General features: G+C 59.5%; 28 protein-coding genes. 20 read left to right on the top strand and 8 right to left on the bottom strand.

Annotated elements, in window-relative coordinates:
- The first annotated feature begins 54 nt into the window (after nt 1-54).
- From K290_RS0109945 to K290_RS0109900, 10 genes are all read left to right on the top strand, one after another.
- Complete coding sequence (locus K290_RS0109945; protein WP_028751784.1) at nt 55-762, top strand: DUF1045 domain-containing protein; 708 nt, start codon at nt 55-57, stop codon at nt 760-762.
- A gap of 93 nt (nt 763-855) precedes the next feature.
- Entirely contained in the window at nt 856-1782 is a 927-nt protein-coding gene (gene puuE / locus K290_RS0109940; RefSeq protein ID WP_028751783.1) for an allantoinase PuuE, read from the top strand.
- A 1-nt stretch (nt 1783) separates the two neighbouring features.
- Complete coding sequence (gene uraD, locus K290_RS0109935) at nt 1784-2281, top strand: 2-oxo-4-hydroxy-4-carboxy-5-ureidoimidazoline decarboxylase (RefSeq protein ID WP_028751782.1); 498 nt, start codon at nt 1784-1786, stop codon at nt 2279-2281.
- Between the two features lie 146 nt (nt 2282-2427).
- Complete coding sequence (locus K290_RS0109930) at nt 2428-2721, top strand: nucleotidyltransferase family protein (RefSeq protein ID WP_028751781.1); 294 nt, start codon at nt 2428-2430, stop codon at nt 2719-2721.
- Nucleotides 2718-3080: a HepT-like ribonuclease domain-containing protein gene (locus tag K290_RS0109925; protein WP_028751780.1), complete on the top strand. Its 363-nt coding sequence runs from the start codon at nt 2718-2720 to the stop codon at nt 3078-3080. Before K290_RS0109930 ends, K290_RS0109925 begins: the two co-directional genes overlap by 4 nt.
- 7 nt (nt 3081-3087) lie before the next feature.
- Nucleotides 3088-3588, top strand: a complete 501-nt coding sequence (locus K290_RS0109920; protein WP_028751779.1) for an ureidoglycolate lyase — start codon at nt 3088-3090, stop codon at nt 3586-3588.
- A complete protein-coding gene (uraH, locus tag K290_RS0109915) occupies nt 3585-3941 on the top strand; it encodes a hydroxyisourate hydrolase (RefSeq protein ID WP_028751778.1) in 357 nt (118 codons plus the stop codon). Before K290_RS0109920 ends, uraH begins: the two co-directional genes overlap by 4 nt.
- Before the next feature lie 3 nt (nt 3942-3944).
- On the top strand, nt 3945-4697 hold the full coding sequence (locus tag K290_RS0109910) for a metallophosphoesterase family protein (RefSeq protein WP_028751777.1): 753 nt from the start codon (nt 3945-3947) through the stop codon (nt 4695-4697).
- Between the two features lie 53 nt (nt 4698-4750).
- The gene (locus tag K290_RS0109905; protein ID WP_028751776.1) at nt 4751-5011 is read left to right on the top strand and encodes a type II toxin-antitoxin system Phd/YefM family antitoxin; all 261 of its coding nucleotides are present in this window, start codon (nt 4751-4753) and stop codon (nt 5009-5011) included.
- Nucleotides 5012-5018: 7 nt separating this feature from the next.
- Nucleotides 5019-5285, top strand: coding sequence for a Txe/YoeB family addiction module toxin (locus K290_RS0109900; RefSeq protein WP_028751775.1), 267 nt, complete (start codon nt 5019-5021; stop codon nt 5283-5285).
- Here the strand turns inward: K290_RS0109900 and K290_RS0109895 are convergent.
- Genes K290_RS0109895 through K290_RS0109885 form a run of 3 tightly spaced genes read right to left on the bottom strand, consistent with a single transcriptional unit; the run spans nt 5282 to nt 9010 of the window.
- Nucleotides 5282-6421 carry an alpha-hydroxy acid oxidase gene (locus K290_RS0109895; protein WP_028751774.1) on the bottom strand — a complete coding sequence of 380 codons (1140 nt, stop codon included), beginning with the start codon at nt 6419-6421 and terminating at the stop codon, nt 5282-5284. The genes K290_RS0109900 and K290_RS0109895 overlap by 4 nt on opposite strands.
- Before the next feature lie 46 nt (nt 6422-6467).
- Nucleotides 6468-7775, bottom strand: a complete 1308-nt coding sequence (gene guaD, locus K290_RS0109890; protein ID WP_028751773.1) for a guanine deaminase — start codon at nt 7773-7775, stop codon at nt 6468-6470.
- Nucleotides 7772-9010, bottom strand: coding sequence for a urate hydroxylase PuuD (locus tag K290_RS0109885; RefSeq protein ID WP_028751772.1), 1239 nt, complete (start codon nt 9008-9010; stop codon nt 7772-7774). The genes guaD and K290_RS0109885 overlap by 4 nt, the downstream gene beginning before the upstream one ends.
- Nucleotides 9011-9246: 236 nt before the next feature.
- Between K290_RS0109885 and K290_RS0109880 the strand changes: the two genes are divergently transcribed.
- On the top strand, nt 9247-9579 hold the full coding sequence (locus tag K290_RS0109880; RefSeq protein WP_028751771.1) for a hypothetical protein: 333 nt from the start codon (nt 9247-9249) through the stop codon (nt 9577-9579).
- A 7-nt stretch (nt 9580-9586) separates the two neighbouring features.
- On the opposite strand, the gene K290_RS0109875 is transcribed toward K290_RS0109880, so the two are convergent.
- Nucleotides 9587-10483 carry a LysR substrate-binding domain-containing protein gene (locus K290_RS0109875; protein WP_037135186.1) on the bottom strand — a complete coding sequence of 299 codons (897 nt, stop codon included), beginning with the start codon at nt 10481-10483 and terminating at the stop codon, nt 9587-9589.
- 102 nt (nt 10484-10585) lie between these two features.
- Here K290_RS0109875 and K290_RS0109870 point away from each other — a divergent pair, with 102 nt between their 5' ends.
- Nucleotides 10586-10786, top strand: a complete 201-nt coding sequence (locus K290_RS0109870) for a hypothetical protein (protein ID WP_028751769.1) — start codon at nt 10586-10588, stop codon at nt 10784-10786.
- On the opposite strand, the gene xdhC is transcribed toward K290_RS0109870, so the two are convergent.
- The 4 genes from xdhC to K290_RS0109845 all read right to left on the bottom strand — a co-directional run bounded on the left by xdhC (nt 10762) and on the right by K290_RS0109845 (nt 16620).
- On the bottom strand, nt 10762-11607 hold the full coding sequence (xdhC, locus tag K290_RS0109865; protein WP_051263981.1) for a xanthine dehydrogenase accessory protein XdhC: 846 nt from the start codon (nt 11605-11607) through the stop codon (nt 10762-10764). The two genes, K290_RS0109870 and xdhC, sit on opposite strands and share 25 nt — an antisense overlap.
- Before the next feature lies 1 nt (nt 11608).
- Nucleotides 11609-13945, bottom strand: coding sequence for a xanthine dehydrogenase molybdopterin binding subunit (xdhB, locus tag K290_RS0109860; RefSeq protein WP_028751767.1), 2337 nt, complete (start codon nt 13943-13945; stop codon nt 11609-11611).
- 257 nt (nt 13946-14202) lie between these two features.
- Nucleotides 14203-15669, bottom strand: coding sequence for a xanthine dehydrogenase small subunit (gene xdhA, locus K290_RS0109850; RefSeq protein WP_028751765.1), 1467 nt, complete (start codon nt 15667-15669; stop codon nt 14203-14205).
- 174 nt (nt 15670-15843) lie between these two features.
- Entirely contained in the window at nt 15844-16620 is a 777-nt protein-coding gene (locus K290_RS0109845) for a 3-hydroxybutyrate dehydrogenase (protein ID WP_028751764.1), read from the bottom strand.
- A 234-nt stretch (nt 16621-16854) separates the two neighbouring features.
- On the opposite strand from K290_RS0109845, the gene glpK reads away from it, so the two are divergent.
- From glpK to K290_RS0109805, 8 genes are all read left to right on the top strand, one after another.
- A complete protein-coding gene (gene glpK / locus K290_RS0109840) occupies nt 16855-18351 on the top strand; it encodes a glycerol kinase GlpK (RefSeq protein WP_028751763.1) in 1497 nt (498 codons plus the stop codon).
- A 156-nt stretch (nt 18352-18507) separates the two neighbouring features.
- A complete protein-coding gene (locus tag K290_RS0109835) occupies nt 18508-19317 on the top strand; it encodes a hypothetical protein (protein ID WP_028751762.1) in 810 nt (269 codons plus the stop codon).
- 42 nt (nt 19318-19359) lie between these two features.
- The gene (locus K290_RS0109830; protein ID WP_028751761.1) at nt 19360-19767 is read left to right on the top strand and encodes an OsmC family protein; all 408 of its coding nucleotides are present in this window, start codon (nt 19360-19362) and stop codon (nt 19765-19767) included.
- Nucleotides 19768-20025: 258 nt separating this feature from the next.
- Nucleotides 20026-20400 (top strand): YciI family protein, encoded by a 375-nt coding sequence (locus tag K290_RS0109825; RefSeq protein ID WP_028751760.1) that lies wholly within the window; start codon nt 20026-20028, stop codon nt 20398-20400.
- Complete coding sequence (locus tag K290_RS0109820; RefSeq protein WP_028751759.1) at nt 20397-21653, top strand: RNA polymerase sigma factor; 1257 nt, start codon at nt 20397-20399, stop codon at nt 21651-21653. Before K290_RS0109825 ends, K290_RS0109820 begins: the two co-directional genes overlap by 4 nt.
- Before the next feature lie 97 nt (nt 21654-21750).
- A complete protein-coding gene (locus tag K290_RS0109815; protein ID WP_028751758.1) occupies nt 21751-22221 on the top strand; it encodes an SRPBCC family protein in 471 nt (156 codons plus the stop codon).
- A 30-nt stretch (nt 22222-22251) separates the two neighbouring features.
- Complete coding sequence (locus K290_RS0109810; protein ID WP_028751757.1) at nt 22252-22665, top strand: DoxX family protein; 414 nt, start codon at nt 22252-22254, stop codon at nt 22663-22665.
- 62 nt (nt 22666-22727) lie between these two features.
- The gene (locus K290_RS0109805) at nt 22728-23240 is read left to right on the top strand and encodes a GNAT family N-acetyltransferase (protein WP_028751756.1); all 513 of its coding nucleotides are present in this window, start codon (nt 22728-22730) and stop codon (nt 23238-23240) included.
- The last annotated feature ends 27 nt before the right edge of the window (nt 23241-23267 follow it).

Genomic DNA, 23267 nt, shown 5'->3' with positions numbered 1-23267 from the left:
ATCGGCCGCTGGTTGGATCGGTCGGCCGGTTTTTCGCCTTCTGAAGGAGATTTTATGCGTTACGCCATTTGCTTCACGCCGTCTGCGAGCGATCCGCTGACGCTCGTGGCCGCAAATTGGCTCGGCCGCAATGTCTATTCCGGCGAGATGGTCGATCCGCCCGCCATTCGCGGGCTCGGCATTCATGAAATCGCCTTCCATACCGCGGTGCCGCGCCGCTACGGCTTCAACGGCACGTTGAAAGCGCCGTTTCGCCTGGCGGAGGATATGTCCGAGGCGGCACTGCTGCGCGATCTCATGCGTTTTTCCGGTACCGTAACGCCGTTCGAGATTCCGCGGATGGAAGTCGCGCGTCTTGGCGGTGCATTCGGCCTAGTGCCATCAGAACCATCGCAGCAAATGCATTTTCTGGCGGCGTCGCTGATCCAGGCCTTCGACCACTACCGTGCGCCGCTGACCGAAGCGGAAATCGAACGCAGCGATCCCGATAGCCTGTCGGCCGCGCAATTTGCCAACCTGCACCGGTGGGGCCATCCGCATGTCATGGACGAATTCCGTTTCCAGATGATGTTGACCGGTACGGTCGGTCCCGCCGATCTGCCGCGGATGGAGCGGGTGTTGCGCGATTTCTTCGAGCCGGCGCTTGCCGAGCCGGTGCCGGTATCGAACATCGCGCTGATGATGGAAGAGGGCACGGGCGGACCATTCCGGGTGCACTCTCTGCATCCGATGGGCAAGGTCAGCGCCCGCAAGATCGCTTAACCGCTTACAGGCGAAAGCAAAGTGCGTTCCGCACTTTCCTTCTCGACATTCCGGCCGTGAATGCTACCGTCTTCGCATATTCGAGAAGGTGCTTTGATGTCCGATACCTATCCCCGCAATCTCGTCGGCTATGGCCGCAATACGCCCGATCCGAAATGGCCGGGTGACGCCCGCGTCGCGGTGCAGTTCGTGATCAATTACGAAGAGGGCGGGGAAAGCTGCATTCTCGACGGCGATCCCGCGTCGGAAAACCTGCTATCGGAAATCGTCGGTGCGGCACCATGGCCGAACCAGCGCAGCCTCAATATGGAATCCATCTATGAATATGGTTCGCGCGCCGGTTTCTGGCGGCTGTGGCGCATGTTCACCGAACTTAAGGTCCAGGCGACGGTCTACGGCGTAACGCTGGCCATGGCGCGCAATCCCGAAGCGGTCGCCGCGATGAAGGAAGCCGGCTGGGAAATTGCGAGCCACGGCTACCGCTGGCTGGAATACAAGGATTTTTCGGAGGATCTGGAGCGCAAGCACATTCTCGAAGCCGTACGCCTGCATACCGAGCTGACCGGTGAGCGGCCCTACGGCCTGTACCAGGGCAAACCATCGGACAATACGCTGCGGTTGATGATGGAGGAGGGAGGCTTCCTCTATTCGTCGGATTCCTATGCCGACGATCTGCCTTATTGGGTCGATGGTATCGACGGTAAGCCGTTTCTGATCATCCCCTATACGCTCGAAACCAACGATATGCGCTTTGCCACGCCGCAAGGCTTCAATTCCGGCGATCAGTTCTTCACCTATCTCAAGGATGCCTTCGATACGCTCTATGAAGAGGGCAAGCAGGGCAGCCCGAAGATGATGTCGGTCGGCCTGCATTGCCGCTTGGTGGGCCGCCCCGGTCGTGCCGCGGCGCTTAGGCGCTTCATCGAATATGTGCTGAAGCACGACAAGGTCTGGATACCCAAGCGCATCGAGATCGCCAATCATTGGTACCAGCATCATCTTCCTGCGGGCGCACTCTGAAATGATATCACGCGACGATTTCGTGGCCCGCTTCGGCGGCGTCTTCGAGCACTCTCCTTTCATTGCCGAACGTGCTTATGACGCCGGCAAAATTGCCGAGCCGTTGACATCGGGCGGAGTACACAGTGCACTGGCTACCATCTTCCGCGACGCCAGCGCCGACGAGCGGCTTGGCGTTTTACGCGCGCATCCCGACCTTGCCGGCCGGCTGGCAATTGCCGGTGAGCTTACCGAAAACAGCCGCAAGGAACAGGCAGGCGCCGGGCTTGACCGGCTGACACCGGCCGAGCATGCTCGTTTCACCGAGCTCAACACGGCTTACGTGGCGAAATTCGGCTTTCCCTTTATCATTGCGGTCAAGGGACTCGGCAAAGACGACATTCTTACCGCCTTCAAGACACGGATCGATAATGACCGGGACGCGGAATTTGCGACGGCAACGACGCAGGTGGAGAAGATCGCGCTGCTGCGCCTGCAATCCATGCTTCCTGAGACTTGAATGGCCGACGCCGGCGATGCCAACTTTCCCATCTGCGTTTTGTCATGCATTCAAATGGCGGCGTTATACGGCTTTATGGAAAGAAGGTGAGCTATTTTTTCTGCGTCGCTCATGGCTTATATTCTGATTAAAGGAGCGATGCTGCGATGAGGCCATCGGAGGCACTGGAGAAAAACAGGCAAGCGATCCGTGACGCCACCAGGCGGTTCAAGGCAGTGAACCCGCGTGTTTTTGGTTCGGTTGCTCGTGGCGAGGATAAGTTCGACAGCGATCTCGACATCTTGGTGGATACCTTACCGGGTACCACTTTGTTCGACTTGGGCGGATTGCTGGAAGAATTAGAAGAGCTCTTGGTGGGCACGAAAATTCATCTTTTGACGCCTGGCGATTTTCCCGAAAAAGTGCGCCTGCGCGTTCTTGATGAAGCGAAGCCAATATGAGTCTCGATCGGTTGGTCGCTCATCTTGATCGCATGCAGCAAGCTGCGTTAGAGACAGGTCAATTTATTCAAAGAATTGATAGGGACGCCTTTCTCAGTAATGTTGAGAAGCAGCGTGCAGTCGGGATGAATCTCATGATGATAGGTGAAATGGCCACTCGCATCATGGAGGAGTACCCGGAATTTGTTATTGAACATCCGGATCTGCCTTGGCGGGCGATACGAGGGATGAGAAACCGAATTGCACACGGATATTTCGAAATTGATTTGATGGCCGCGTGGGATACTGCGCAGAAATCTCTTCCAGAATTGCTGAAACAACTGGACTCCATTCGCCATTGGCGCGCGGAAGGCGAATGATCATTCAATGACACAGCATCTGGACATCCACCCTTTGACGAAAGCCGTATTCGCGCCGTTCGGCGATGTGATCGAGGCCGATCCGGCAACGATGCGATTCATCAATGGCGGCACGACGGAGCGGTTTCATGCGCTTTCGAGCGCGGAGGCCGCGGGCGACGGAGCGCGGCTTATCATCAGTCTCTTTCGCGGCCAGCCGCGTGCTTTTCCCTTCTCCATCGACATGATGGAGCGCCATCCCCTCGGCAGCCAGTGTTTCGTGCCGCTGAACGGCCGGCCATTCCTCGTTGTCGTCGCTCAGGATGAAGGCGGCAAGCCCGGCAGGCCGCAAGTTTTCATGGCGCGAGGCGATCAGGGGGTGAACTATCACCGCAATGTCTGGCATTACCCCCTCATGGCGCTCGGCGAGCCGAGCGATTTCCTCATCGTGGATCGCGACGGGCCGGGAAATAATCTCGAGGAATATTTCTTCGACACCCCCTTCATCATCGGAGCGCCGACGCTATGATCGGACTGACCACCCATGTGCTCGATACTGCCCTCGGCAAGCCCGCCGAGGGCCTGACGATTGATCTTTTCAAGATCGAGGGTGAGACGCGGAAGCATCTGAAGACGGTCACGACCAATTCGGATGGGCGCGTCGACGGCGGGCCGATCCTGATTGGCGACAGTTTTGTCGCCGGTACCTATGAGCTGCTCTTCCGCGCCGGCGACTATCTGCGCGCAACCGGGGCCAAGCTGCCCGAGCCGGCGTTCCTCGATCTCGTGCCGATCCGTTTCGGCATTGCCGATACGACCGCGCATTACCATGTGCCGCTGCTGATCTCGCCCTACGGCTATTCCACCTATCGCGGGAGCTGAGACTTGCGTTTTGCAGCGATTGCGGATGTGCATGGCAATCATCTGGCGCTGGAGGCGGTGGTTGCGGATATCCGGAAGCACGGGGTTACCGAGATCGTCAATCTCGGTGACTGCTTTAGCGGGCCGCTGACGGCTGGAAAGACGGCTGATATTCTGCTCGCGCTCGATGCGGTGACGGTTCGTGGCAATCATGATCGGTATCTGATCGAACAGGCGCCGGAGGCGATGCACGCGTCGGATAGTGCCGCCCGTGCCGAGCTGGTCGACCGTCATCTCGATTGGCTGCGGACTTTGCCCTTCAGTGCCGTCTATAGGGATGAGGCCTACCTTTGCCATGCCACACCGGCGGCCGATAACATCTATTGGCTCGAATCCGTCTCCCCAGACGGTCATATCTATCAAAAGCCGATCAAGGAAATCGAAGCACTGGCCGCCGGCATCGATTTTCCGCTGATCCTCTGCGGACATACTCATATTCAGCGTCTTGTCAGGCTTTCCGATGGCCGCCTGATCGTCAATCCCGGCAGCGTCGGCTGCCCCGCCTATGACGACGATCTGCCTCATTATCACAAGGTGGAAGCAGGCCATCCCTTCGCCTCCTACGCCATTCTGGAAAAGGTAGACGGCGTATGGCTGCCTATATTCCGGCAGGTGGCTTATGATCACATGGCAATGGCGAAGCTGGCAGCGCAGAATGGCCGCGTGGAATGGGCCTGCGGGTTGGCGACGGGTTGGCTGCCGCAAGTGCGCTCTTGACTTCGAAGATGAGTTGTACGACTTCTTGTACAAGTATCGTAGGAGTGAGAACCATGCGAACCGTGATATTTTCAACGGCCCGAAATGAGCTTGCAAGCTTGCTTGATGAGGTCTCGCAGGATCGCGTCGCCGTGGAGATCGTTCGCCGTGATAAACCGTCCGCGATCCTGATCGATAAGGATGAATATGAGGGTATGATGGAGACGCTGCATGTCTTGTCTACGCCCGCCAACACGGCACGTTTGATGGAGGCGATCGCCGATGCCGACGAGGGAAAGAATCTCGCTTCTCATGATCTGATGGATCCGAAGTAAGCGTCCCATGCTGCTCGTTTGGCATGCGCATGCTTGGGAAGATTATCTCTATTGGCAGGAAAATGACCACAAGGTTGTCGTCAGAGTGAACGAGCTTTTGAGGGACGCGCTACGCCATCCCTTCGAAGGGATCGGTAAGCCTGAGCCTTTACGCAACCAACTGAAAAACCAATGGTCGCGCCGTATCACGCAAGAGCATCGATTGATCTGCAGGGTCGAGGGCGAAGGCGAGCGGCAGATGCTGATTGTGCTGCAATGCCGCTTTCATTATTAAAGCTCGGCGATAATCTCCCGATCCACCGTTTTGATATCCCGCTTGCCGCAAAGCGCCATGGAGATATCCAACTCCTTGCGGATGATCTCGAGCGCGAGGGTCACGCCCTCCTTACCCATGGCGCCCAGACCATAGAGGAAAGGGCGGCCGATGAAGGTGCCTTTGGCGCCGAGGGCCACGGCCTTGAGCACGTCTTGGCCGGAGCGGATGCCGCCATCGACATGCACCTCGATCTTATCGCCGACGGCGTCGACGATGTAAGGCAGCATGCTGATGGAGGAGGGGGCGCCGTCGAGCTGCCGGCCGCCATGGTTCGAAACGATGATTGCGTCCGCGCCAGTGGCGACGGCGGCCTTGGCATCCTCGACGTCGAGGATGCCCTTGATGATCAGCGGCCCGCCCCAGCGCTCCTTGATCCAGTCGACATCGCTCCAGGAAAGCTTGGTGTCGAACTGCGAATGCGTCCAGTGCGACAGCGTCGTCATGTCGGAGATATCCTTGGCATGACCGATAATATTGCCGAAGGAACGACGCTTGGTCTTTAGCATGCCCATGCACCAGCCCGGCCGCGTCGCCATTTGCCAGAGATTTTTCGCCGTGAATTTTGGCGGCGCCGACAATCCGTTGCGGATGTCATTATGGCGCTGGCCGAGGATCTGCAGGTCGGCCGTCAGCACCAGCGCCGAGCATTTCGCTGCCTTGGCGCGCTGGATCAGGTTCAAAACGAAATCGCGGTCCTTCATGACGTAGAGCTGGAACCAGAAGGGCTGCTTCGTGACCGAGGCGATGTCCTCGATCGAGCAGATGCTCATCGTCGAGAGCGTGAAAGGAATGCCAAATTCCTCGGCCGCGCGCGCCGCCAGCATCTCGCCATCGGCGTGCTGCATGCCGGTGAGACCCGTCGGCGCCAGAGCTACCGGCATGGCAGCCTTCTGGCCGACCATGGTGGTTGCCAGCGAACGGTCGGACATGTCGACGAGGACGCGTTGACGCAGCTTGATCTTCTTAAAGTCCGCCTCGTTCGCCTGATAGGTCGACTCCGTCCACGAGCCGGAATCGGCATATTGAAAGAACATCTTCGGCACGCGCCGCTGAGCGAGCTTTTTCAGTTCGGCAATGGTGAGCGGCGCGGTCATGCTGTTTGTCCTCTGGGCGGTTACATTGCAGTGAGGTCGGATCGCCTTATTGGAGGGTCGATTTCATCGGCTTTCCAGCCACATATGTCTCCACGATCGCCCGATCATCCCCCATGGTCTGCAACAGGAAGAGCTCCTCGGTCAGGTTCTTCACCACTTCCATCTTCAGCGCCATGGCCGGCGTTGCCGAGGCGTTGAGGATCACGAGGTCGGCGTCGGTGCCGGGATCGAGAGTACCGATCTTGTCTGATAGTGACAGGGCCTCGGCGTTGCCAAGGGTCATATAGTAATAGCTTTCCAGCGGGTTCAGGCGCTCGCCGAGAAGCTGCTGGATCTTGTAGGCCTCGTCCATCGTGCGCAGCATCGAATAGCTGGAGCCGCCGCCGATATCGGTGGCGACGCCGATGCGGACGGGTTTTTCGCGGCGAGCAAGCGCTTTCAGCGGGAAGAGGCCGGAGCCCAGGAAGAGATTGGAGGTCGGGCAGTGGACGGCGATGGCGCCGGCCTCGCTCATGGCGTCGGCTTCGCGCTCGGAGAGGTGGATCGCGTGACCGAACAGGCTCTTGCGGCCGAGAAGACCGTAGCGCGCATAGATATCGGTGTAATCGATCGCTTCCGGATAGAGTTCGCAGGTAAACTTGATCTCGTCGTCGTTCTCGGAAAGATGCGTCTGAATATGCAGGTCCGGGAATTCGCGCGCGAGTGCGGCGGTCGCCTCCATCTGCTCGGGCGTCGAGGTGATGGCGAAGCGCGGGGTGATGGCGACGTGATTGCGGCCCTTGCCGTGCCAGTCGGCGATCACCTGCCGGGTCTCGTCGTAGCCCATCTGCGGCGTATCGAGCAGGCCTTGCGGCGCATTGCGGTCCATCATCACTTTGCCGCCAACCATGCACATGTTGCGACGCATGGCCTCGGCAAAATAAGCATCGGCGGAGGTCTTGTGCACAGAGCAATAGGCAACTGCCGTCGTCGTGCCGTGACGGATCAGCTCATCGTAGAAATGGGCGGCGATACGCTCGGCATGCGCGCTTTCGACGAAACGACATTCCTCCGGGAAGGTGTAGGTGTTCAGCCATTCCAGCAGGTTTGCGGCATAGGAGGCGATGACCTGCATCTGCGGGAAATGCAGGTGCATGTCGATGAAACCCGGCAGCATCAGGTGCGGCCGATGGTCGACTTCGGCGACGTCAGCGGGTGCTTTCGCCTTGACTTCCGCGTAGGGGCCGACGGCTGCGATGATGCCATTCTCGATCAGCAGGCCGCCATCGCCTTCATACGAATAGCTGTCCGTGTCGCTCAGGCTCTTCGGCGCACGCTTGAAGGAGAGCAGGCGGCCGCGCAAAAGGGTAATCATTGGTCTTTTTCTCCGACGGAGCTTTCGAACCAGGCGACCAGCAGCTTGCGTTCCTCCGGCGTCACATCGGTGACGTTGCCGGGAGGCATGGCGTGGCTGCGGCCGGCCTGAATATAGATCTCGCGGGCATGCATAGCGATTTCCCCGTCGTTTTCCAGCATCACTTCCTTCGGCGCGCGGGCAATGCCTTCAAAAGCCGGCTCGGCGGCATGGCACATCGAACAACGCGTGGAGATCATCTGCTTCACCGCCGGGAAGTGCGCATCCGATGCGAATTGCTGGAAAGCGGGTGCGACGGCATTGGCATCCTTCTCGCCGGTCAGAATTTTCGGCACGGTCGAAAGCCATATGATGAGGACGAAGAGGATGAAGGTGACGATCCAGGTCCAGGTCGGCCGGCCCTTACGGGCATGGATCGTGTTGAACCAGTGGCGGATAGTGACGCCCATCAGGAAGACCAGCGCTGCGATGATCCAATTGTAGGCGGTGCCGAAAGCCAGCGGGTAGTGGTTCGACAGCATGAAGAAGATGACGGGCAGCGTGAGATAGTTGTTGTGCAGCGAGCGCTGCTTGGCGATGCGGCCGTATTTCGGGTCCGGCGTGCGGCCGGCGATGAGGTCGGCGACGACGATCTTCTGGTTGGGGATGATGATCATGAAGACATTGGCTGACATGATCGTCGCCGTGAAGGCGCCGAGATGCAGGAAGGCGGCGCGGCCGGTGAAGAGATGCGTATAACCCCAGGCCATGAAGACGAGGACGGCGTAGAGCACCGCCATCAGGCCCCAGGTATTGTTGCCGAGCGGCGATTTGCAGAGCAGATCGTAGACGATCCAGCCGCCGGCGAGGGAGGCCAGCGAAATCAGAATGGCGACGGGAACGCTGACATCGAGCACATGCCGGTCGATGAGGAAGAGATTGGCGCCGCCATAATAGACGATACAGAGCATCAGGAAGCCGGAAAGCCAGGTGAAATAGCTCTCATATTTGAACCACGTCAGATGCTCGGGCATCGTGGCCGGAGCCACCAGATATTTCTGGATATGATAGAAGCCGCCGCCGTGAACCTGCCATTCCTCGCCATAGGCGCCGGGCGGAAGATGCGGGCGGCTCACCAGTCCAAGATCGAGCGCGATGAAATAGAAAGACGAGCCGATCCAGGCAATGGCGGTTATGACGTGGAACCAGCGGGCAGCAAAGGCCAGCCATTCCCACGCTATGGCGTATTCATACATTCAGGTCCCCTTTTCTTCCTCCGACTCGACACCTTGCAAAATGTTGAGCGCAGAGGGAAGCGGAGTTTAAGCGAGGGACTATTTTTCGTATTATCACACACTTCCGTGACCGATATACTGCCGCTCTTGCCGAGCGTGAACTTCGCCATAGATCAAAATCGGACGCTTTTTTAAGCGCCGTCGGCGATAAATGGGCAGCGGAGCCCCTGGTTCGCCGCATCGTCGGAGATTTGCCCATGCGTGGTATACTGGCGTTTGCACTATTCCTCTTTGCAACTTCCGCCATGGCGCACGATGCGCCCTCCGGCTGGTCCTACGATCCTTATTGTTGCAACGGCGACAGCAAGACCGGCGATTGCGAGATGATCCCCTCGCGCACGGTGACCGTTATCCCGGGCGGCTATCGGATTACGCTCTATCCCGGCGATCATCGCTATGTGACGCACGCCCATATCTTCACGCTGCCGCAGCGCAAGACGATGCGTTCGCCGGACGGAGCCTATCATCTCTGTCTGTTTCCGGACGAGAACACGCCGCGCTGCTTCTACGCGCCGGATATGTCCTATTAGCTGGTGTTCACTCCAGCGGCATGCCGAACTCGCCGAGTATCCAATGCCGGAAAGCACGGATTCTGGGCGTGTGACGTCTGCTTTCGGGATAGGCCAACCAATAATTCGAGCCATCATTGCAGAGGATATCGAAGGGCTGGATAAGCCGGCCGGCAGCTATGTCGTCGGCATAGAATTCGGGGGTCAGTACGGCGACGCCCTGTCCGGCAATGGCTGCGCTTGCCTCGAAAGATTGTGCCCCAAGTCTGCTTTTCGGTCGGCCCTGCAGGCCAGGATCTGGAACGCCAGCCGCTTCGAACCATTGTAGCCACCAGGGGTCGCCGGCATCGATGATCCGAAGTTTGAGAAGATCGGCCGGCGTATGGACGCCGCCGATGCTGGCGGCAAGCGCCGGGCTCAACATCGGCGTGAAGTTCACTTTCATCAAAAGATGCGCGCGCAGCCCCGGCCAAGTTCCCCGGCCACTGCGAATGGCGATGTCGGACGGCTCGCGGGAGAAATCAATGATCTTGTCTGATGTGGCAAGCCGTACCGCTATATTCGGGTGCCGCAATTGAAATGAGCCCAGATGGCGAGCAAGCCATTGTGAGGCGAAGGTCGGTGTCGAGTGAATAAGAAGCGTGGTTTCGGCATCGCCGCTTACCGACGCCACTGCGTCCTGCAGCATGCTAAAAGCTTCAGCCACTTTCGGTGCCAACCGCTCGCCGGCGTCGGTCAACGCGATCTGACGCGCGCGGCGTAGAAACAGCGGCTCGCCGACATTCTCCTCCAGAAGCTTGATCTGATAACTGACGGCTGTCTGCGTCATGCCGAGCTCGTCGCCTGCGCGTGTGAAACTGCCATGCCGGGCAGCGGCCTCGAAGACGCGCAGCGCATTCAGCGGAAATTGTTTCGAGAGCTTCATGGATAAGTTCTCTTTATGTATGCAGACGGTTGTTCGATTGGAAATTCAGCATTTTCGGCGGCAAACTGCAATCCATATCATCGATTGGATTGAGGTATTGTCATGGATTGCTATGCCGTCGAGCAGATGAATACGAGGCCGTCAGCCGTGGCCCGTTTGTTGGAAACATTGGCGCAGGTCTTCATGGGGGGCACGGAACCTTCGCCCCATCTGGATCTGGATGAGATGCCCGACCGGCTTAAGCGCGATCTGGGATTTCTGGATGGGCGCGAGCCGCACTATGAGGATGATCGGCTGGCGTAGGCCGCGAAGGCCATCAGCAGCTCGGACGTTGTCATCGCAGCGATGACTTCCGGGCGCTTGTCCTTCACTGTGGCGCCGCCGATCGGCAGCGTCAGTCGCTCGAGCGAGGCCTTGTCGCCGCCCTCGCGGGTCAGCCAATGGGAAAAGGTGGCGCGCTTGGTCGCCGAGCCGATCATGCCGACATAGGCGAGATCGGCGCGAGCCAGTGCTTCCTTGGCGATGAGGAAATCCAGGGCGTGATCATGGGTCAGGATGACAATGGCCGAGCCGGCTGGAATATCCCGCACCAGCGCCTCCGGCATCGGCGAAAGCACGGTCTTCGTCTCCGCCGGCAGGTTTGCCAATTCTTCCCTCCGGGTCTCGATCACCGTCACGGAAAGCGGCAGGGGCGCGAGCGCGGCGGCCAGCGCATGCCCGACATGCCCTGCGCCGAAGAGATAGGTCTCCGGTCGATGTTCTGCTTCGGTCGCCCGTTTGGCTTCGAGTTCTTCCAGCAATTGCGCCGTCATCTTCTGGAAGCGCAGTTGCGTGCGACCGCCGCAGCATTGGCCGATCTCCGGCCCAAGCGGTATGTCCATCATATCAACGCCCTTGCCTGTCAGCAATTCGCGGGCATTCTGGATCGCCAAAAATTCGAGCTGCCCGCCGCCGATCGTGCCCCAGATGGCATTTTCGGAAACGAGCATGAAGGCCCCAGCCTCGCGTGGCGTAGAACCTTGTGTTCCGACAATCTCGATGAGGATAGAGGAGGGGCGTGTCGCGAGAAATGGGCGGAAGTCGCTCCTGGGTATGACACCGGAAAGCACTTCGCGGACCGCCATGTCACATCCCCTTCAGCCGCTCGACTGCCATCAGCACCCGTTCCGGCGTTGCCGGCGCGTCGAGCCGGGGGCAGACGCGGTAGTCCGCGACGCTTGCGACGGCCATGGACAAGGCCTCGAGGACCGAGATGCTGAGCATGAAGGGCGGCTCTCCGACGGCTTTGGAGCGGCCGATCGTGGCTTCGGCATTTTCGGACCATTCGGCAAGGCGGACCTTGAAGATCTTCGGCCGGTCGGAGGCGAGCGGAATTTTGTAGGTCGAAGGCGCATGCGTGCGCAGCCGTCCCTTGTTGTCCCACCAAAGCTCTTCGGTGGTCAGCCACCCCATGCCCTGCACGAAGGCGCCTTCGACCTGACCGATATCGATCGCCGGATTCAGCGAACGGCCGACGTCATGAAGGATATCGGTGCGGTCGACCAGATATTCGCCGGTCAGCGTATCGATCGACACTTCAGAGCAGGCGGCGCCATAGGAGAAATAATAGAATGGCGTACCGCGGCCGGCCTTGCGATCCCAATGGATTTTCGGCGTCTTGTAGAAGCCGGCGGCGGAAAGCTGCACGCGGGCGAAATAGGCCTGCCTGATGAAATCCGGGAAGGCAATCTCCATCTCGCCGACCCGCACCCTGTTCGGCAGGAATTGTATCTCTTCGGCCGCGACGCTCCATTTCTCGACAGCGAAGGCGATCAGCCGCTCCTTGATTTGCCGGGCGGCGTCGAATGCCGCCATGCCGTTGAGATCGGAGCCGGAGGAGGCTGCGGTCGCCGACGTGTTCGGGACCTTGCCGGTGGTGGTGGCCGTGATCTTCACCCGGTCGATATCCACCTGGAAACTATCGGCAAGCACCTGCGCCACCTTGGTATAGAGACCCTGGCCCATCTCTGTGCCGCCATGGTTCAGGTGGATGGAGCCGTCCTGGTAGATGTGCACCAGCGCACCCGCCTGATTGAAGGCGGTCATGGTGAAGGAGATGCCGAATTTCACCGGCGTCAGCGCAATGCCCTTGCGGATGAAGCGGCTGGAGCGGTTGAATTCCATGATAGCGCTGCGCCGTGCCTGGTAGTCGGAGGCCTCTTCCAACTCGTCGACGATGCGGTGGATGATGTTGTCCTCCACCTCCTGATGATAGGGCGTCAGCGTGCGGCCGGAGCCCGGCTGGCCGTAGAAATTCGCACGGCGAACCTCCAGCGGGTCCTTGCCCAGCGCATAGGCGATCTCTTCGATGAACCGCTCACCGCCAACCATGCCTTGCGGGCCGCCGAAGCCGCGGAAGGCGGTGTTGGAAACCGTGTGTGTCTTCAGCGGTTTCGAGACGAGATGGACATGTGGATAGAAATAGCTCGAATCCGCATGGAACAATGCGCGGTCGGTGACCGGACCGGAGAGGTCGGAGGAGAAGCCGCAACGGGCGGCGTACGTCGCATCGACGGCATGGATGCGGCCGTCATCGTCGAAGCCGATTTCGTAATCGACCAGGAAGTCGTGGCGCTTTCCGGTGGCGGCCATGTCCTCGTCGCGGTCGGGCCGGAATTTAATGGCACGGCCGAGCTTCTTGGCGGCGACGGCGGCGAGTGCGGCGAACTGGTTGCCCTGTGTCTCCTTGCCGCCGAAGCCGCCGCCCATGCGACGCACATTGACAGTGACGGCATTGGACGGAATGTTGAGCACATGGCCGACGATATGCTGGATCTCGCTCGGATGCTGGGTGGACGACCAGACGGCAACTTCGTCGTCTTCGCCGGGGATCGCCATGGCGATATGGCTTTCGAGATAGAAGTGCTCCTGGCCGCCGATGCGCATCTGCGCCTTGATGCGGTGCTTGGCATTGGCCATCTCGGTTTCCGGCTCGCCACGCTTCAGTGTCATCGGCTCGTAGACCAACGGTGCGCCATTGGCGAGCGCGCCATCGATGTCGCTCCAATGGGGCAGGTCGCGATAGTCTATCTTGGCAAGGCGTGCGGCGCGGCGGGCCGCATCGCGGGTCTCTGCGATCACGGCAAAGATCGGCTGGCCGTGAAACTCCACCTTGGCGTCGGCGAGCAGCGGCTCGTCATGCATGCCGTTGGAGCTAGTATCGTTGAGGCCGGGAATATCCTTGGCGGTGAAGACCCAGACGACGCCTGGATAGGCCTTCACGGCGGAGAGGTCGATGCCGGCAATCTCCGCATGGGCGCGGTCGGAAAGGCCGAGGGCACCATGCAACAGGCCCGCCGGCTCCGGCAGGTCATCAATATAATCGGCAGCCCCCGTTACATGCTTGTGCGCCGAGTCGTGCTTCAGCGAACCATGCATCGAGCCGTTGATAACTTTGCGTTCTTCGAAGGTGGATTTGTCCATGGTTCAAGCCTCCGCGGTTTCCCTTCTCCCCAGCGGGGAGAAGGTGGCGCGCAGCGCCGGTTGAGGGGGCGTTGCCGGCCTATCCAATATGCTTCGCATGTACGCGGGATGTTCGTCGCTATGCTCCTCAGCCCCCTCATCCGACCTGTCGGCCACCTTCTCCCCGTGGGGGAGAAGGGGATGGACGCACCCCCCGTCGTCCCGCGCATTCGGGAAAAGCAGGAGGCCTGTCTTATCAATAAATCCACAAGTGGCCATCATGCGGGCACCTCGAAGCGCTTCAATTCCTGCGGCGCACCGGACGTTTCAAGATAAAAGCGGATGAGCAGGTTCTTGGCGGTCAATTGCCGGTATTCGGCGGTGGCGCGCCAGTCGGTGAGCGGCGTGTAATCGGCATCGAAGGCCGAGCGGGCGGCGGTGACCGTTGCTTCCGTCCAGGGCTTGCCGATCAGTTCGGCTTCCACCGTGCGGGCGCGCTTCGGTGTGCCGGCCATGCCGCCAAAGGCGATGCGGATATCGACGACGTTGCCGGCCGCATCCAGCGCCAGATGGAAAGCGCCGCATAGCGCCGAAATATCCTCATCCCGGCGTTTGGAGATTTTGTAGACGGCGAAATGAATGTCTTCGGCGGGGTAGGGCACGAAAATGCTTTCGACGAATTCGCCGGGATTGCGGTCCTGCTTGCCGTAATCGATGAAGAAGTCTTCCAGCGGCAGTGTGCGGGTGCCGGCAACCGAGCGCAGTTTCACCGTCGCGCCAAGCGCGATCAGCGGTGGCGGCATGTCGCCGATGGGAGATCCGTTGGCGATGTTGCCGCCGATCGTGCCCATGTTGCGCACCTGTTCGCCGCCGATGCGGTTGATCAGGCTGGCGACTGCCGGGATCTTTTCGACCATGGCTGCAAACGCCTGGCTGTAAGTAACGCCTGCGCCGATGGTGAGTCCCGTATCGTCCAGGGTGATCTTCTGCAGCTCGGTCAGATGGTTGATGAAGACGACGGGGTCGAGCTTGCGCATTTGCTTGGTGATCCAGAGGCCGACATCGGTGGAGCCGGCAACGACGGTTGCCTTCGGCTCGTTGGCCAATACCTGCGCAAGGGCTGCAACCGAGCCCGGCACGATCAGGCGATCTTCGCCGGAGGCAATGGTGATGGTATCGCCGCCCTGCATGGCCCACAGGCGGGCGATGATGTCGGCTCTGGTCTTTTCAAGAGGATCGAACAGAGCACTCGGACGCACCTGGCTGACCTGTTCGGCCGCCTTGACGATCGGTTCGTAACCGGTGCAGCGACAGAGATTGCCTTGCAGGGCTTTTTCGATCTGCGCCCGGCTCGGCTTTTCGGTCGCGAGCCACAGGCCGTAAAGCGACATGACGAAACCCGGCGTGCAGAAACCGCATTGCGAGCCATGACAGTCGACCATTGCCTGCTGCACCGGATGCAGCGTGCCGTCCTTGGCGGCGAGATGTTCGACGGTGACAACATGGGTGGCATGCAGCGATCCGACAAAACGGATACAGGCATTGACCGACTCGTAATGTAATCCGCCATCGATCAGCCGGCCGACCAGCACGGTGCAGGCGCCGCAATCGCCCTCGGCGCATCCTTCTTTCGTGCCGGTCAGATGGCGGTTGAGACGCAGAAAGTCGAGGAGCGTCTCGATCGGGCGCAGGCTGGAAAGTGAAATATCCTCGCCGTTGAGGATAAAGCGGATGCTGTCGTTCATGTCGTTCCCAATTATTTTTGGTCTTTCCAGGCCGGTCAGGGATATTGCCCGTCCGTGCCTTGGAACGAGATAGTTTCTTTTCGAACCATCATCTCGTTCCCTTTGTTCGGTTGAGCATGATCTCATGTAAGAACCGCTTCGCGATTTTTTGAGATCATGCTCGACCGTCTATGGTTATGCCGCAGTCCAGCCACCGTCAATCGAGACTTGCGTGCCGGTTACCTGGCGCGCCTCGTCGCTGGCAAGATAGATCGACAATGCCGCAATTTCTTCGGCCTTGACGAATTCATGCGTCGGCTGCGCCTTGAGGATGACCTCGTTCTTGACCTGCTCTTCGGTCATGCCGCGCGCCTTGGCCGTATCCGGGATCTGCTTCTCGACAAGCGGGGTCAGGACATAGCCGGGGCAAATGGCGTTGACGGTGACGCCGAATTCGGCGAGCTCCAGTGCCGCAGTCTTGGTCAAGCCTAGAATACCATGTTTTGCCGCCACATAGGCGGATTTAAAGGGTGAAGCGACGAGGGCGTGGGCCGAGGCGATATTGATGATGCGGCCATATTTCTTCGCCTTCATCAGCGGAATGGCAGCGCGCATCGTATGGAACGAGCTCGACAGGTTGATGGCAATGATCTGGTCCCACTTCTCGATCGGAAAGTCCTCGATCTTCTCGACGTGCTGGATGCCGGCATTGTTGACGAGGACGTCGACGCCGCCGAAGGTCGAATTGGCGGTGGCGATCAGGTCGGCGATTTCTGCGGGCTTGGTCATGTCTGCTGGATGATAGATCACCTTGCCGCCGCCGGAGGCTTCGAGCGTATTTCTGATGGCATCGATTTCTTCGGGCTTGCCGAAGCCGTTGAGGACGATGTTTTCACCCTTCGCGGCAAAGGCGGTCGCGATGGCGAGGCCGATACCGCTCGTAGAACCGGTGACAACGACTGTTCTTGCCATGATTTTCTCCCTGGACGGCGCGGCTGTTGTTGCAACGCAATAGCGGCTCTGAGGTTAGTCTCAAACCGGCGGATATGGCAATCGCATCGCGGCGAGACTCTTTTGCGATAGTTCGCCTCATATATTCGCGAGCAGGAATAAGAGTTTTCGACAAAAATTTCGTTTTGCTTTCTTTTCACATTCGTTTTGCTGCCGTATCTGTTGTTTTGGGACAGAATAATCCGGGAGGAGTGCATGAGCGGTTATGTCTTGGCGATCGACCAGGGAACGACGTCGACGCGGGCTATCGTTTTCGACGGCGACATGAAGATTGCCGGCGTCGACCAGAAGGAGTTTACGCAGCACTATCCGCAACCCGGTTGGGTCGAGCATGATCCGGAGGAAATCTGGGCTTCCGTCGTTTCGACCGTCAAAAAGGCGATCGAGGCCGCGGGCATCACTGCAAAGGACATAGCCGCTCTCGGCATAACCAACCAGCGCGAAACGGTCGTGGTGTGGGACCGCGCGACCGGCAAACCGATCCACAATGCCATCGTCTGGCAAGACCGCCGTACCGCAAGCTATTGCGAGAAGCTGAAGCGGCAGGATCTGGAAAAGCTCTTCACCCGCCACACCGGTCTGCTGCTCGACCCTTATTTTTCTGGCACCAAGCTTTCGTGGATGCTCGCCAATGTGAAGGGCGCCCGAACGCGTGCCGCCAAGGGCGAGCTTTGCTTCGGCACCATCGACACTTTCCTCATCTGGCGGCTGACCGGCGGCAAGAGTTTTGTCACCGATGCGACCAACGCCTCGCGGACGCTGATGTACAATATCGGCAGCAATGAATGGGACGAGGATCTGCTGGAGATCCTGCGCGTACCTGCTGCGATGCTGCCGGAGGTGAAGGACTGCGCGGCCGATTTCGGGATCACCGATCCGTCGATCTTCGGGGCGGCGATCCCTATCCTCGGCGTTGCCGGCGACCAGCAGGCGGCGACCATCGGACAAGCTTGTTTCGAGCGCGGCATGATGAAATCCACCTACGGCACCGGTTGCTTCGCATTGCTCAACACCGGCAGGGACATGGTGCGTTCGAAAAACCGCCTGCTGACCACCATCGCCTATCGGCTGAATGGCGAGACGACCTATGCGCTGGAAGGCTCGATCTTCATTGCCGGTGCGGCCGTGCAGTGGCTGCGCGACGGACTGAAGGCGATCAAGCGCGCCTCCGATTCCGACGGGTTGGCGGAAAAGGCCGATCCGATGCAGGAGGTTTATCTGGTGCCAGCCTTCACCGGTCTCGGTGCGCCGCATTGGGATCCGGATGCGCGCGGTGCGATCTTCGGGCTGACGCGCAATACCGGCCCGGAAGAAATCGTCCGCGCTGCGCTGGAGGCGGTCTGCTATCAGTCGCGCGACCTTCTGGATGCCATGCACAAGGATTGGCGTAACGGCAGCGGCCGGGAAACGGTGCTGCGCGTCGACGGCGGCATGGTCGCTTCCGACTGGACGATGCAGCGCCTCGCCGACCTGCTCGATGCCCCTGTCGACCGTCCAATGATCCTAGAAACCACCGCACTTGGTGCCGCCTGGCTTGCCGGCAGCCGCGCTGGTGTCTGGCCGGACCGCAAGAGCTTTGCCAAGGCTTGGGCTTGCGACCGGCGCTTCGAGCCCGATATGGACGAGAAGACGCGAAGCGCGAAGCTCAAGGGATGGAAGAATGCGGTGGCGCGCACATTGAGTGCGGGCTGAACGTGGGGGAAGCGGGCGTTGGATCACCTAAGGTTTGATTCTGTAAGATATTTTTATTTTCCTAATGTAGCTTGAAACAGCGATAGTGCGCCCCGCGAATGAGGCTGGATTCGACTGTTTTCCGATGAACGCCTTTCGGGGATATCAAGGCGGGGCATGGCTGCTAATCTTACGGAATTGAAGAGACACGTTTATCGCAGCGTCAAATATTGGCTTTGCCGGCCGAAGCCTCCGACGCTCGCCGAGCCATTTTCCGGACCCGTTCTCGTGGTTGGATCAGCGCCCGTGTCGCACAAGCCTGCGGATTTCGACGAAACCTTCAAGGTCATCACCATCAACGGCTCTCAGGTCGTCACAAAGGCATGGGGCATCAAGGTACCGGATGTCACCTTCGTCCAATTCAACCAGATCGAGGGGACGAACACGAACGCTGTCGAAGTGCGCCGCGTCCTCAATGGCGAACGGACGAAGAAGCTTTACATTCTGCTCTGGCGAAAAGGCCGCGAGCGGCTGGAGAATGGGCTGACCGCCTTCAACTACCAATATGACGATCTTGAGCTCGTCGATCGCTATAAGCGCATGGCGTTGCTCGACCAGATCGGCGGCGTAAAATGTAGCGAATTGGGTGCAGACGACAAATGTTCGAACGGCATCAACGCTGTGCTTTTTGCGCTCTATAACGGCGCGACGGCTGTGATCATTACCGGCATCAATCCGGCTTCCGGCGGTCACATCTACAACCAGGAAAATCTGGCGCGGCTGCATATCCAAAAGGACAGGGAAATTCTGCTGCGGCTGATGGAGAAGGGTTATCCCGTCTTTACGGCGGATCCAACCGTATCGGAATCCATCGGCTTGCCTTTGTGGCAGGGCAAGGCGTCGGCCCGGCGGGAGGCACAGGCCCCCGCGAATGCTGCGCGGCCGGCCGCCAAAGGAGCTACTCACTTGACTCCATCGCTGCGTTGATCGCGCAATCATTCGTCGTTCCGGCGAATGAGGAGATCAACCATGGTGTCCGTGACTGTTGAATTGCGCAATGTGGAGGATACGCAGGCGGCGTTGGGCTGGGCCGGCGGCCACACCCTTGTCGTCGACCGCCCGCCAGGCCGTGCCGGCGGGCAGGGGCTCGGCTTCAACGGCGCCCAATTGCTGGGATTGGCGATCGGCGGATGTTTCTGCAACGACCTGCATTACGTCGCGACCGAGATGGGCGTCGGTTTGAGCAGGATCACGATCTCCGTGCGGGTGGAACTCGAGAGCGATCTGTCCTTTACCAAAGCCGCGGTCATGACAGTGTCCTGTGAAACGCTTGACGGTTCCGATCCGCAGCCAGTGATCGATGAAGCCAAGGCGCGGTGCATGGTCAGCAATTCGCTGAAGAGGGGAATTCCGGTCGCAATCGAGGCGGCTATCTAAACGTGCCAGCCAAGGCTAACGCCCGGCTTCGTTCCATGTCAAAATCCTGGCATGGAATCACCTGATCGCACTGAAATGGATCGCATTCTGACGCCGCCGCCGCTCCGGCCGGGCGATAAAATCCGTTTTGTTTCGCCCGCAAAGCGGGGACGCTGATGGTCCGGCGTGGTAACGCATAGCTTTCTGCTGCGATAATTTTTTGACGCGGCTTGTCGGCGCGGGCGATACTCGCTCGTCTTACATGAGAAGGAGGTCCTCATGCTCTACGCGATCCTATGCTACAACGACGAAGATACCGTGTTTGCCTGGTCCAAAGAGGAGGAGCAAGCGACGATGGACCGGCTGTTAGCGGTGCAGGCGCCGCTCCACGAAGCTGGCAAGCTCGGCCCGGTCGCCAGACTAATGCCGACAACGGCGGCAACGACGTTGCGCAAGGGCAAGAACGAGCCGCTCGTCATTGATGGACCCTTCGCGGAAACGAAGGAGCAATTGCTCGGTTTCTACGTCATCGACTTTGAGACGCTAGATGAAGTAATTGAATTTTCAAAAAAATTAGCCATCGCCAATCCCGGTGCCGGTTCCTATGAAATCCGCCCGCTTTATGCCTTTAGGCCGGGGACGATCGCAACATGACGGACCTCGCCTGGATCGATATCGCGTTCACCAATGCCAGGCCGCAGGTGCTCGGCGCGCTGCTGCGATATTTCCGTAATCTCGATATTGCCGAGGAGGCGTTTCAGGAGGCTTGTCTCAGAGCATTGAAGACATGGCCGGATAAGGGGCCGCCGCGCGATCCCGTTGCCTGGCTGATCTTCGTTGGCCGCAACAGCGGCATCGATGCGGTACGAAAACAATCGAAGACGCAAGCCTTGCCGGACGAGGAGGTGATCTCCGATACCAGCGACGCCGAAAGCGATCTTGCCGAGCGGCTCGACGGCTCCAACTATCGCGACGATATTCTGCGGCTGCTGTTCATCTGCTGTCATCCCGACCTGCCGGCGACGCAGCAGATCGCGCTGGCGCTGCGCGTCGTCTCCGGCCTGTCGGTGGTGCAAATCGCTCGTGCCTTCCTCGTCAGCGAAAGCGCGATGGAGCAGCGCATCACCCGCGCCAAGGCGCGTGTTGCAGCCGCCGGCGTACCTTTCGAGACGCCGGGTGCGGTCGAGCGAGCCGAGCGCGTGGCGCTCGTCAGCGCCATGATCTATCTGATCTACAACGAGGGTTATTCCGCCGACGGACCTGGCCGCGAAGCGGCCGCCTTTGCCGATGAGGCGATCCGATTGGGGCGACTGTTGCTGCGCATCTTTCCGGCAGAACCCGAGATCATGGGTCTGCTGGCGCTGATGCTGCTGCAGCAATCGCGGAACGCGGCCCGTTTCGATTCGGATGGCCAGATCATCCTGCTGGAGGATCAGGACCGATCGCTCTGGAACCGCAAATTGATCGACGAGGCGCTGGCTTTGCTCGACAAGGCCATCCGCCATCGTCGACCCGGCCCCTATCAGCTTCAGGCCGCCATTGCCGCGCTGCATTCGCGCGCCAAGCGAGCGGAGGACACCGACTGGGCTGAGATCGATCTCCTCTATCAAACGCTGGAGCGGCTGCATCCGTCGCCCGTCGTCACGCTGAACCGCGCTGTCGCGGTTGCCAAGCTTAGGGGGGCGGAGGAGGCGCTGGCCTTGGTCGAGCCGCTGACGGATAAACTGGACGGTTATTTCTATTTTCACGGGCTTCAGGGCGCTCTGCTTGCGCAATTGGGCCGGCCGGGTGAGGCGCACGTTGCCTTCGATCGTGCAATTGCGCTTGCCCATTCGCCCGCCGAAGCCGCCCACATCCGCCATCAGCTCGATCGGCTGAGTGCGGCGGCTCCGGCAATCGCCAAATAATCGAAAACCCCGCTCTTCCATGTCGGGAAGAGGCTTCTGTCAGCGTCTTTGAGATATAGGCCGATGAGGCCTTTCAGAGGAAGGAAAGGAACACGTCATGACCGAACAGAATGCACGCCATGAGCTTTCGCTTAGCCGCATCATTGATGCGCCGCGCGAGAAGATTTTTCGCTGCTGGACGCAAGCGGAGCTTGTGAAGCGATGGTTTGCGCCGCTGCCCTGGACGATTTCGGCGGCCGAACTGGACGTTCGCGCCGGCGGCACGAGCTCCGTCACCATGCGCAGTCCGGAGGGCGAGGATTACCCGAATGTCGGCGTCTATCTCGAGGTCGTTCCGAACGAGCGGATCGTGTTTACGGACGCTTTCACCAGCGCCTGGGTACCATCGGCCAAACCCTTCATGGTGGGCACCATTCAGCTCGACGATCTCGGCAATGGCAAGACGCGCTATACCGCAACGGTCCTGCACTGGACGGCGGAAGATCGCGAGGCGCATGAGAAGATGGGTTTTTACGAGGGATGGGGTCAGTGCACCGATCAACTCGCAGCGTTGGCAGCGAAGATCTGAATTCCTGATTTAATTCCGGGGGATACAGCAATGTTCTATGCAATGGAATCACCATCAAGTTCGCGAATGCAGCGTGTGGCCGGCACGATCCTCAGCGGCCTGATCGTGGCCTTTCTGCTTTTCGACGGCGTTATCAAGCTCATTCCTTTGCCTGTGGTCACGGAAACCATGGCGGCGCTCGGCTATTCCGCCGATCCGGCATTGGCGCGGCTGCTTGGCGCTATCACCCTTCTTTGCGCTGTTCTCTATGCTATTCCGCGGACATCCGTTCTAGGGGCGATCCTCCTCACCGGCCTGCTCGGTGGAGCAATGGCGACGCATTTACGGGCCGGCAGCCCAGTGTTCTCGCATCTGCTGTTCGGTTTCTATCTCGGCGTCATCGCCTGGGGCGGACTTTATCTTCGCTATGAAGAGGTTCGCAAAATGATTCCGTTCCTGCGTTGAAGCTGTTGAATTCGGATTCGATTTGCTATGCCTCGCTGCCACATCTGTTCGTGGAGCGCGCCATGCCGGAAGTCACCATCGCATCAGTCCGGCAATCCGACGCTGACGAACTGATCGCGGCGAACGTCGCAAGCCGGGCTTATCATGCGCCATGGGCTTACCCTTTTTTGGATCGGGAGGGCTTCGATGCCTGGTTCGGGCAGACCGTGACGGGATCCAATATCGGCTTCGTCGCGCGCGATGCCGGTTCGGGCGGGATTATCGGGGTGGTCAATATCAGCCAGATGGTATGGGGCGGTTTCCGCAGCGCCTTTCTCGGCTATCACGGCATGGTGGGCTTTGCCGGCCGCGGTTTCATGACCGAGGCATTGCGTCTGGCAGTCGCCCACGGTTTCGACGATATTGGCCTGCATCGGCTCGAGGCCAATATCCAACCTGCGAACCATGCCTCCATCGCCTTGGTGCAAAGGCTCGGCTTCCGCAAGGAAGGATTTTCACCCAAATATCTGAGGATCGGCGGCGTCTGGTGCGATCACGAACGCTGGGCGTTGCTGTCGGACGATCCGCGTCTTTGATGTTCGACATCAAATGCTTCTGAGCTT

Source organism: Rhizobium leucaenae USDA 9039, assembly GCF_000426285.1.
GTDB lineage: Bacteria > Pseudomonadota > Alphaproteobacteria > Rhizobiales > Rhizobiaceae > Rhizobium > Rhizobium leucaenae.
This window is presented reverse-complemented; position numbering and strand designations above follow the sequence as displayed.

Bases quoted from the DNA above. Each gene is read 5' to 3' on its own strand.
- K290_RS0109945 (WP_028751784.1), top strand. From the start codon at position 55: ATGCGTTACGCCATTTGCTTCACGCCGTCTGCGAGCGATCCGCTGACG.
- uraD (WP_028751782.1), top strand. From the start codon at position 1,784: ATGATATCACGCGACGATTTCGTGGCCCGCTTCGGCGGCGTCTTCGAG.
- K290_RS0109930 (WP_028751781.1), top strand. From the start codon at position 2,428: ATGAGGCCATCGGAGGCACTGGAGAAAAACAGGCAAGCGATCCGTGAC.
- K290_RS0109925 (WP_028751780.1), top strand. From the start codon at position 2,718: ATGAGTCTCGATCGGTTGGTCGCTCATCTTGATCGCATGCAGCAAGCT.
- K290_RS0109920 (WP_028751779.1), top strand. From the start codon at position 3,088: ATGACACAGCATCTGGACATCCACCCTTTGACGAAAGCCGTATTCGCG.
- uraH (WP_028751778.1), top strand. From the start codon at position 3,585: ATGATCGGACTGACCACCCATGTGCTCGATACTGCCCTCGGCAAGCCC.
- K290_RS0109905 (WP_028751776.1), top strand. From the start codon at position 4,751: ATGCGAACCGTGATATTTTCAACGGCCCGAAATGAGCTTGCAAGCTTG.
- K290_RS0109900 (WP_028751775.1), top strand. From the start codon at position 5,019: ATGCTGCTCGTTTGGCATGCGCATGCTTGGGAAGATTATCTCTATTGG.
- K290_RS0109895 (WP_028751774.1), bottom strand. From the start codon at position 6,421: ATGACCGCGCCGCTCACCATTGCCGAACTGAAAAAGCTCGCTCAGCGG.
- guaD (WP_028751773.1), bottom strand. From the start codon at position 7,775: ATGATTACCCTTTTGCGCGGCCGCCTGCTCTCCTTCAAGCGTGCGCCG.
- K290_RS0109885 (WP_028751772.1), bottom strand. From the start codon at position 9,010: ATGTATGAATACGCCATAGCGTGGGAATGGCTGGCCTTTGCTGCCCGC.
- K290_RS0109880 (WP_028751771.1), top strand. From the start codon at position 9,247: ATGCGTGGTATACTGGCGTTTGCACTATTCCTCTTTGCAACTTCCGCC.
- K290_RS0109875 (WP_037135186.1), bottom strand. From the start codon at position 10,483: ATGAAGCTCTCGAAACAATTTCCGCTGAATGCGCTGCGCGTCTTCGAG.
- K290_RS0109870 (WP_028751769.1), top strand. From the start codon at position 10,586: ATGGATTGCTATGCCGTCGAGCAGATGAATACGAGGCCGTCAGCCGTG.
- xdhC (WP_051263981.1), bottom strand. From the start codon at position 11,607: ATGGCGGTCCGCGAAGTGCTTTCCGGTGTCATACCCAGGAGCGACTTC.
- xdhB (WP_028751767.1), bottom strand. From the start codon at position 13,945: ATGGACAAATCCACCTTCGAAGAACGCAAAGTTATCAACGGCTCGATG.
- xdhA (WP_028751765.1), bottom strand. From the start codon at position 15,669: ATGAACGACAGCATCCGCTTTATCCTCAACGGCGAGGATATTTCACTT.
- K290_RS0109845 (WP_028751764.1), bottom strand. From the start codon at position 16,620: ATGGCAAGAACAGTCGTTGTCACCGGTTCTACGAGCGGTATCGGCCTC.
- glpK (WP_028751763.1), top strand. From the start codon at position 16,855: ATGAGCGGTTATGTCTTGGCGATCGACCAGGGAACGACGTCGACGCGG.
- K290_RS0109835 (WP_028751762.1), top strand. From the start codon at position 18,508: ATGGCTGCTAATCTTACGGAATTGAAGAGACACGTTTATCGCAGCGTC.
- K290_RS0109830 (WP_028751761.1), top strand. From the start codon at position 19,360: ATGGTGTCCGTGACTGTTGAATTGCGCAATGTGGAGGATACGCAGGCG.
- K290_RS0109825 (WP_028751760.1), top strand. From the start codon at position 20,026: ATGCTCTACGCGATCCTATGCTACAACGACGAAGATACCGTGTTTGCC.
- K290_RS0109820 (WP_028751759.1), top strand. From the start codon at position 20,397: ATGACGGACCTCGCCTGGATCGATATCGCGTTCACCAATGCCAGGCCG.
- K290_RS0109815 (WP_028751758.1), top strand. From the start codon at position 21,751: ATGACCGAACAGAATGCACGCCATGAGCTTTCGCTTAGCCGCATCATT.
- K290_RS0109810 (WP_028751757.1), top strand. From the start codon at position 22,252: ATGTTCTATGCAATGGAATCACCATCAAGTTCGCGAATGCAGCGTGTG.
- K290_RS0109805 (WP_028751756.1), top strand. From the start codon at position 22,728: ATGCCGGAAGTCACCATCGCATCAGTCCGGCAATCCGACGCTGACGAA.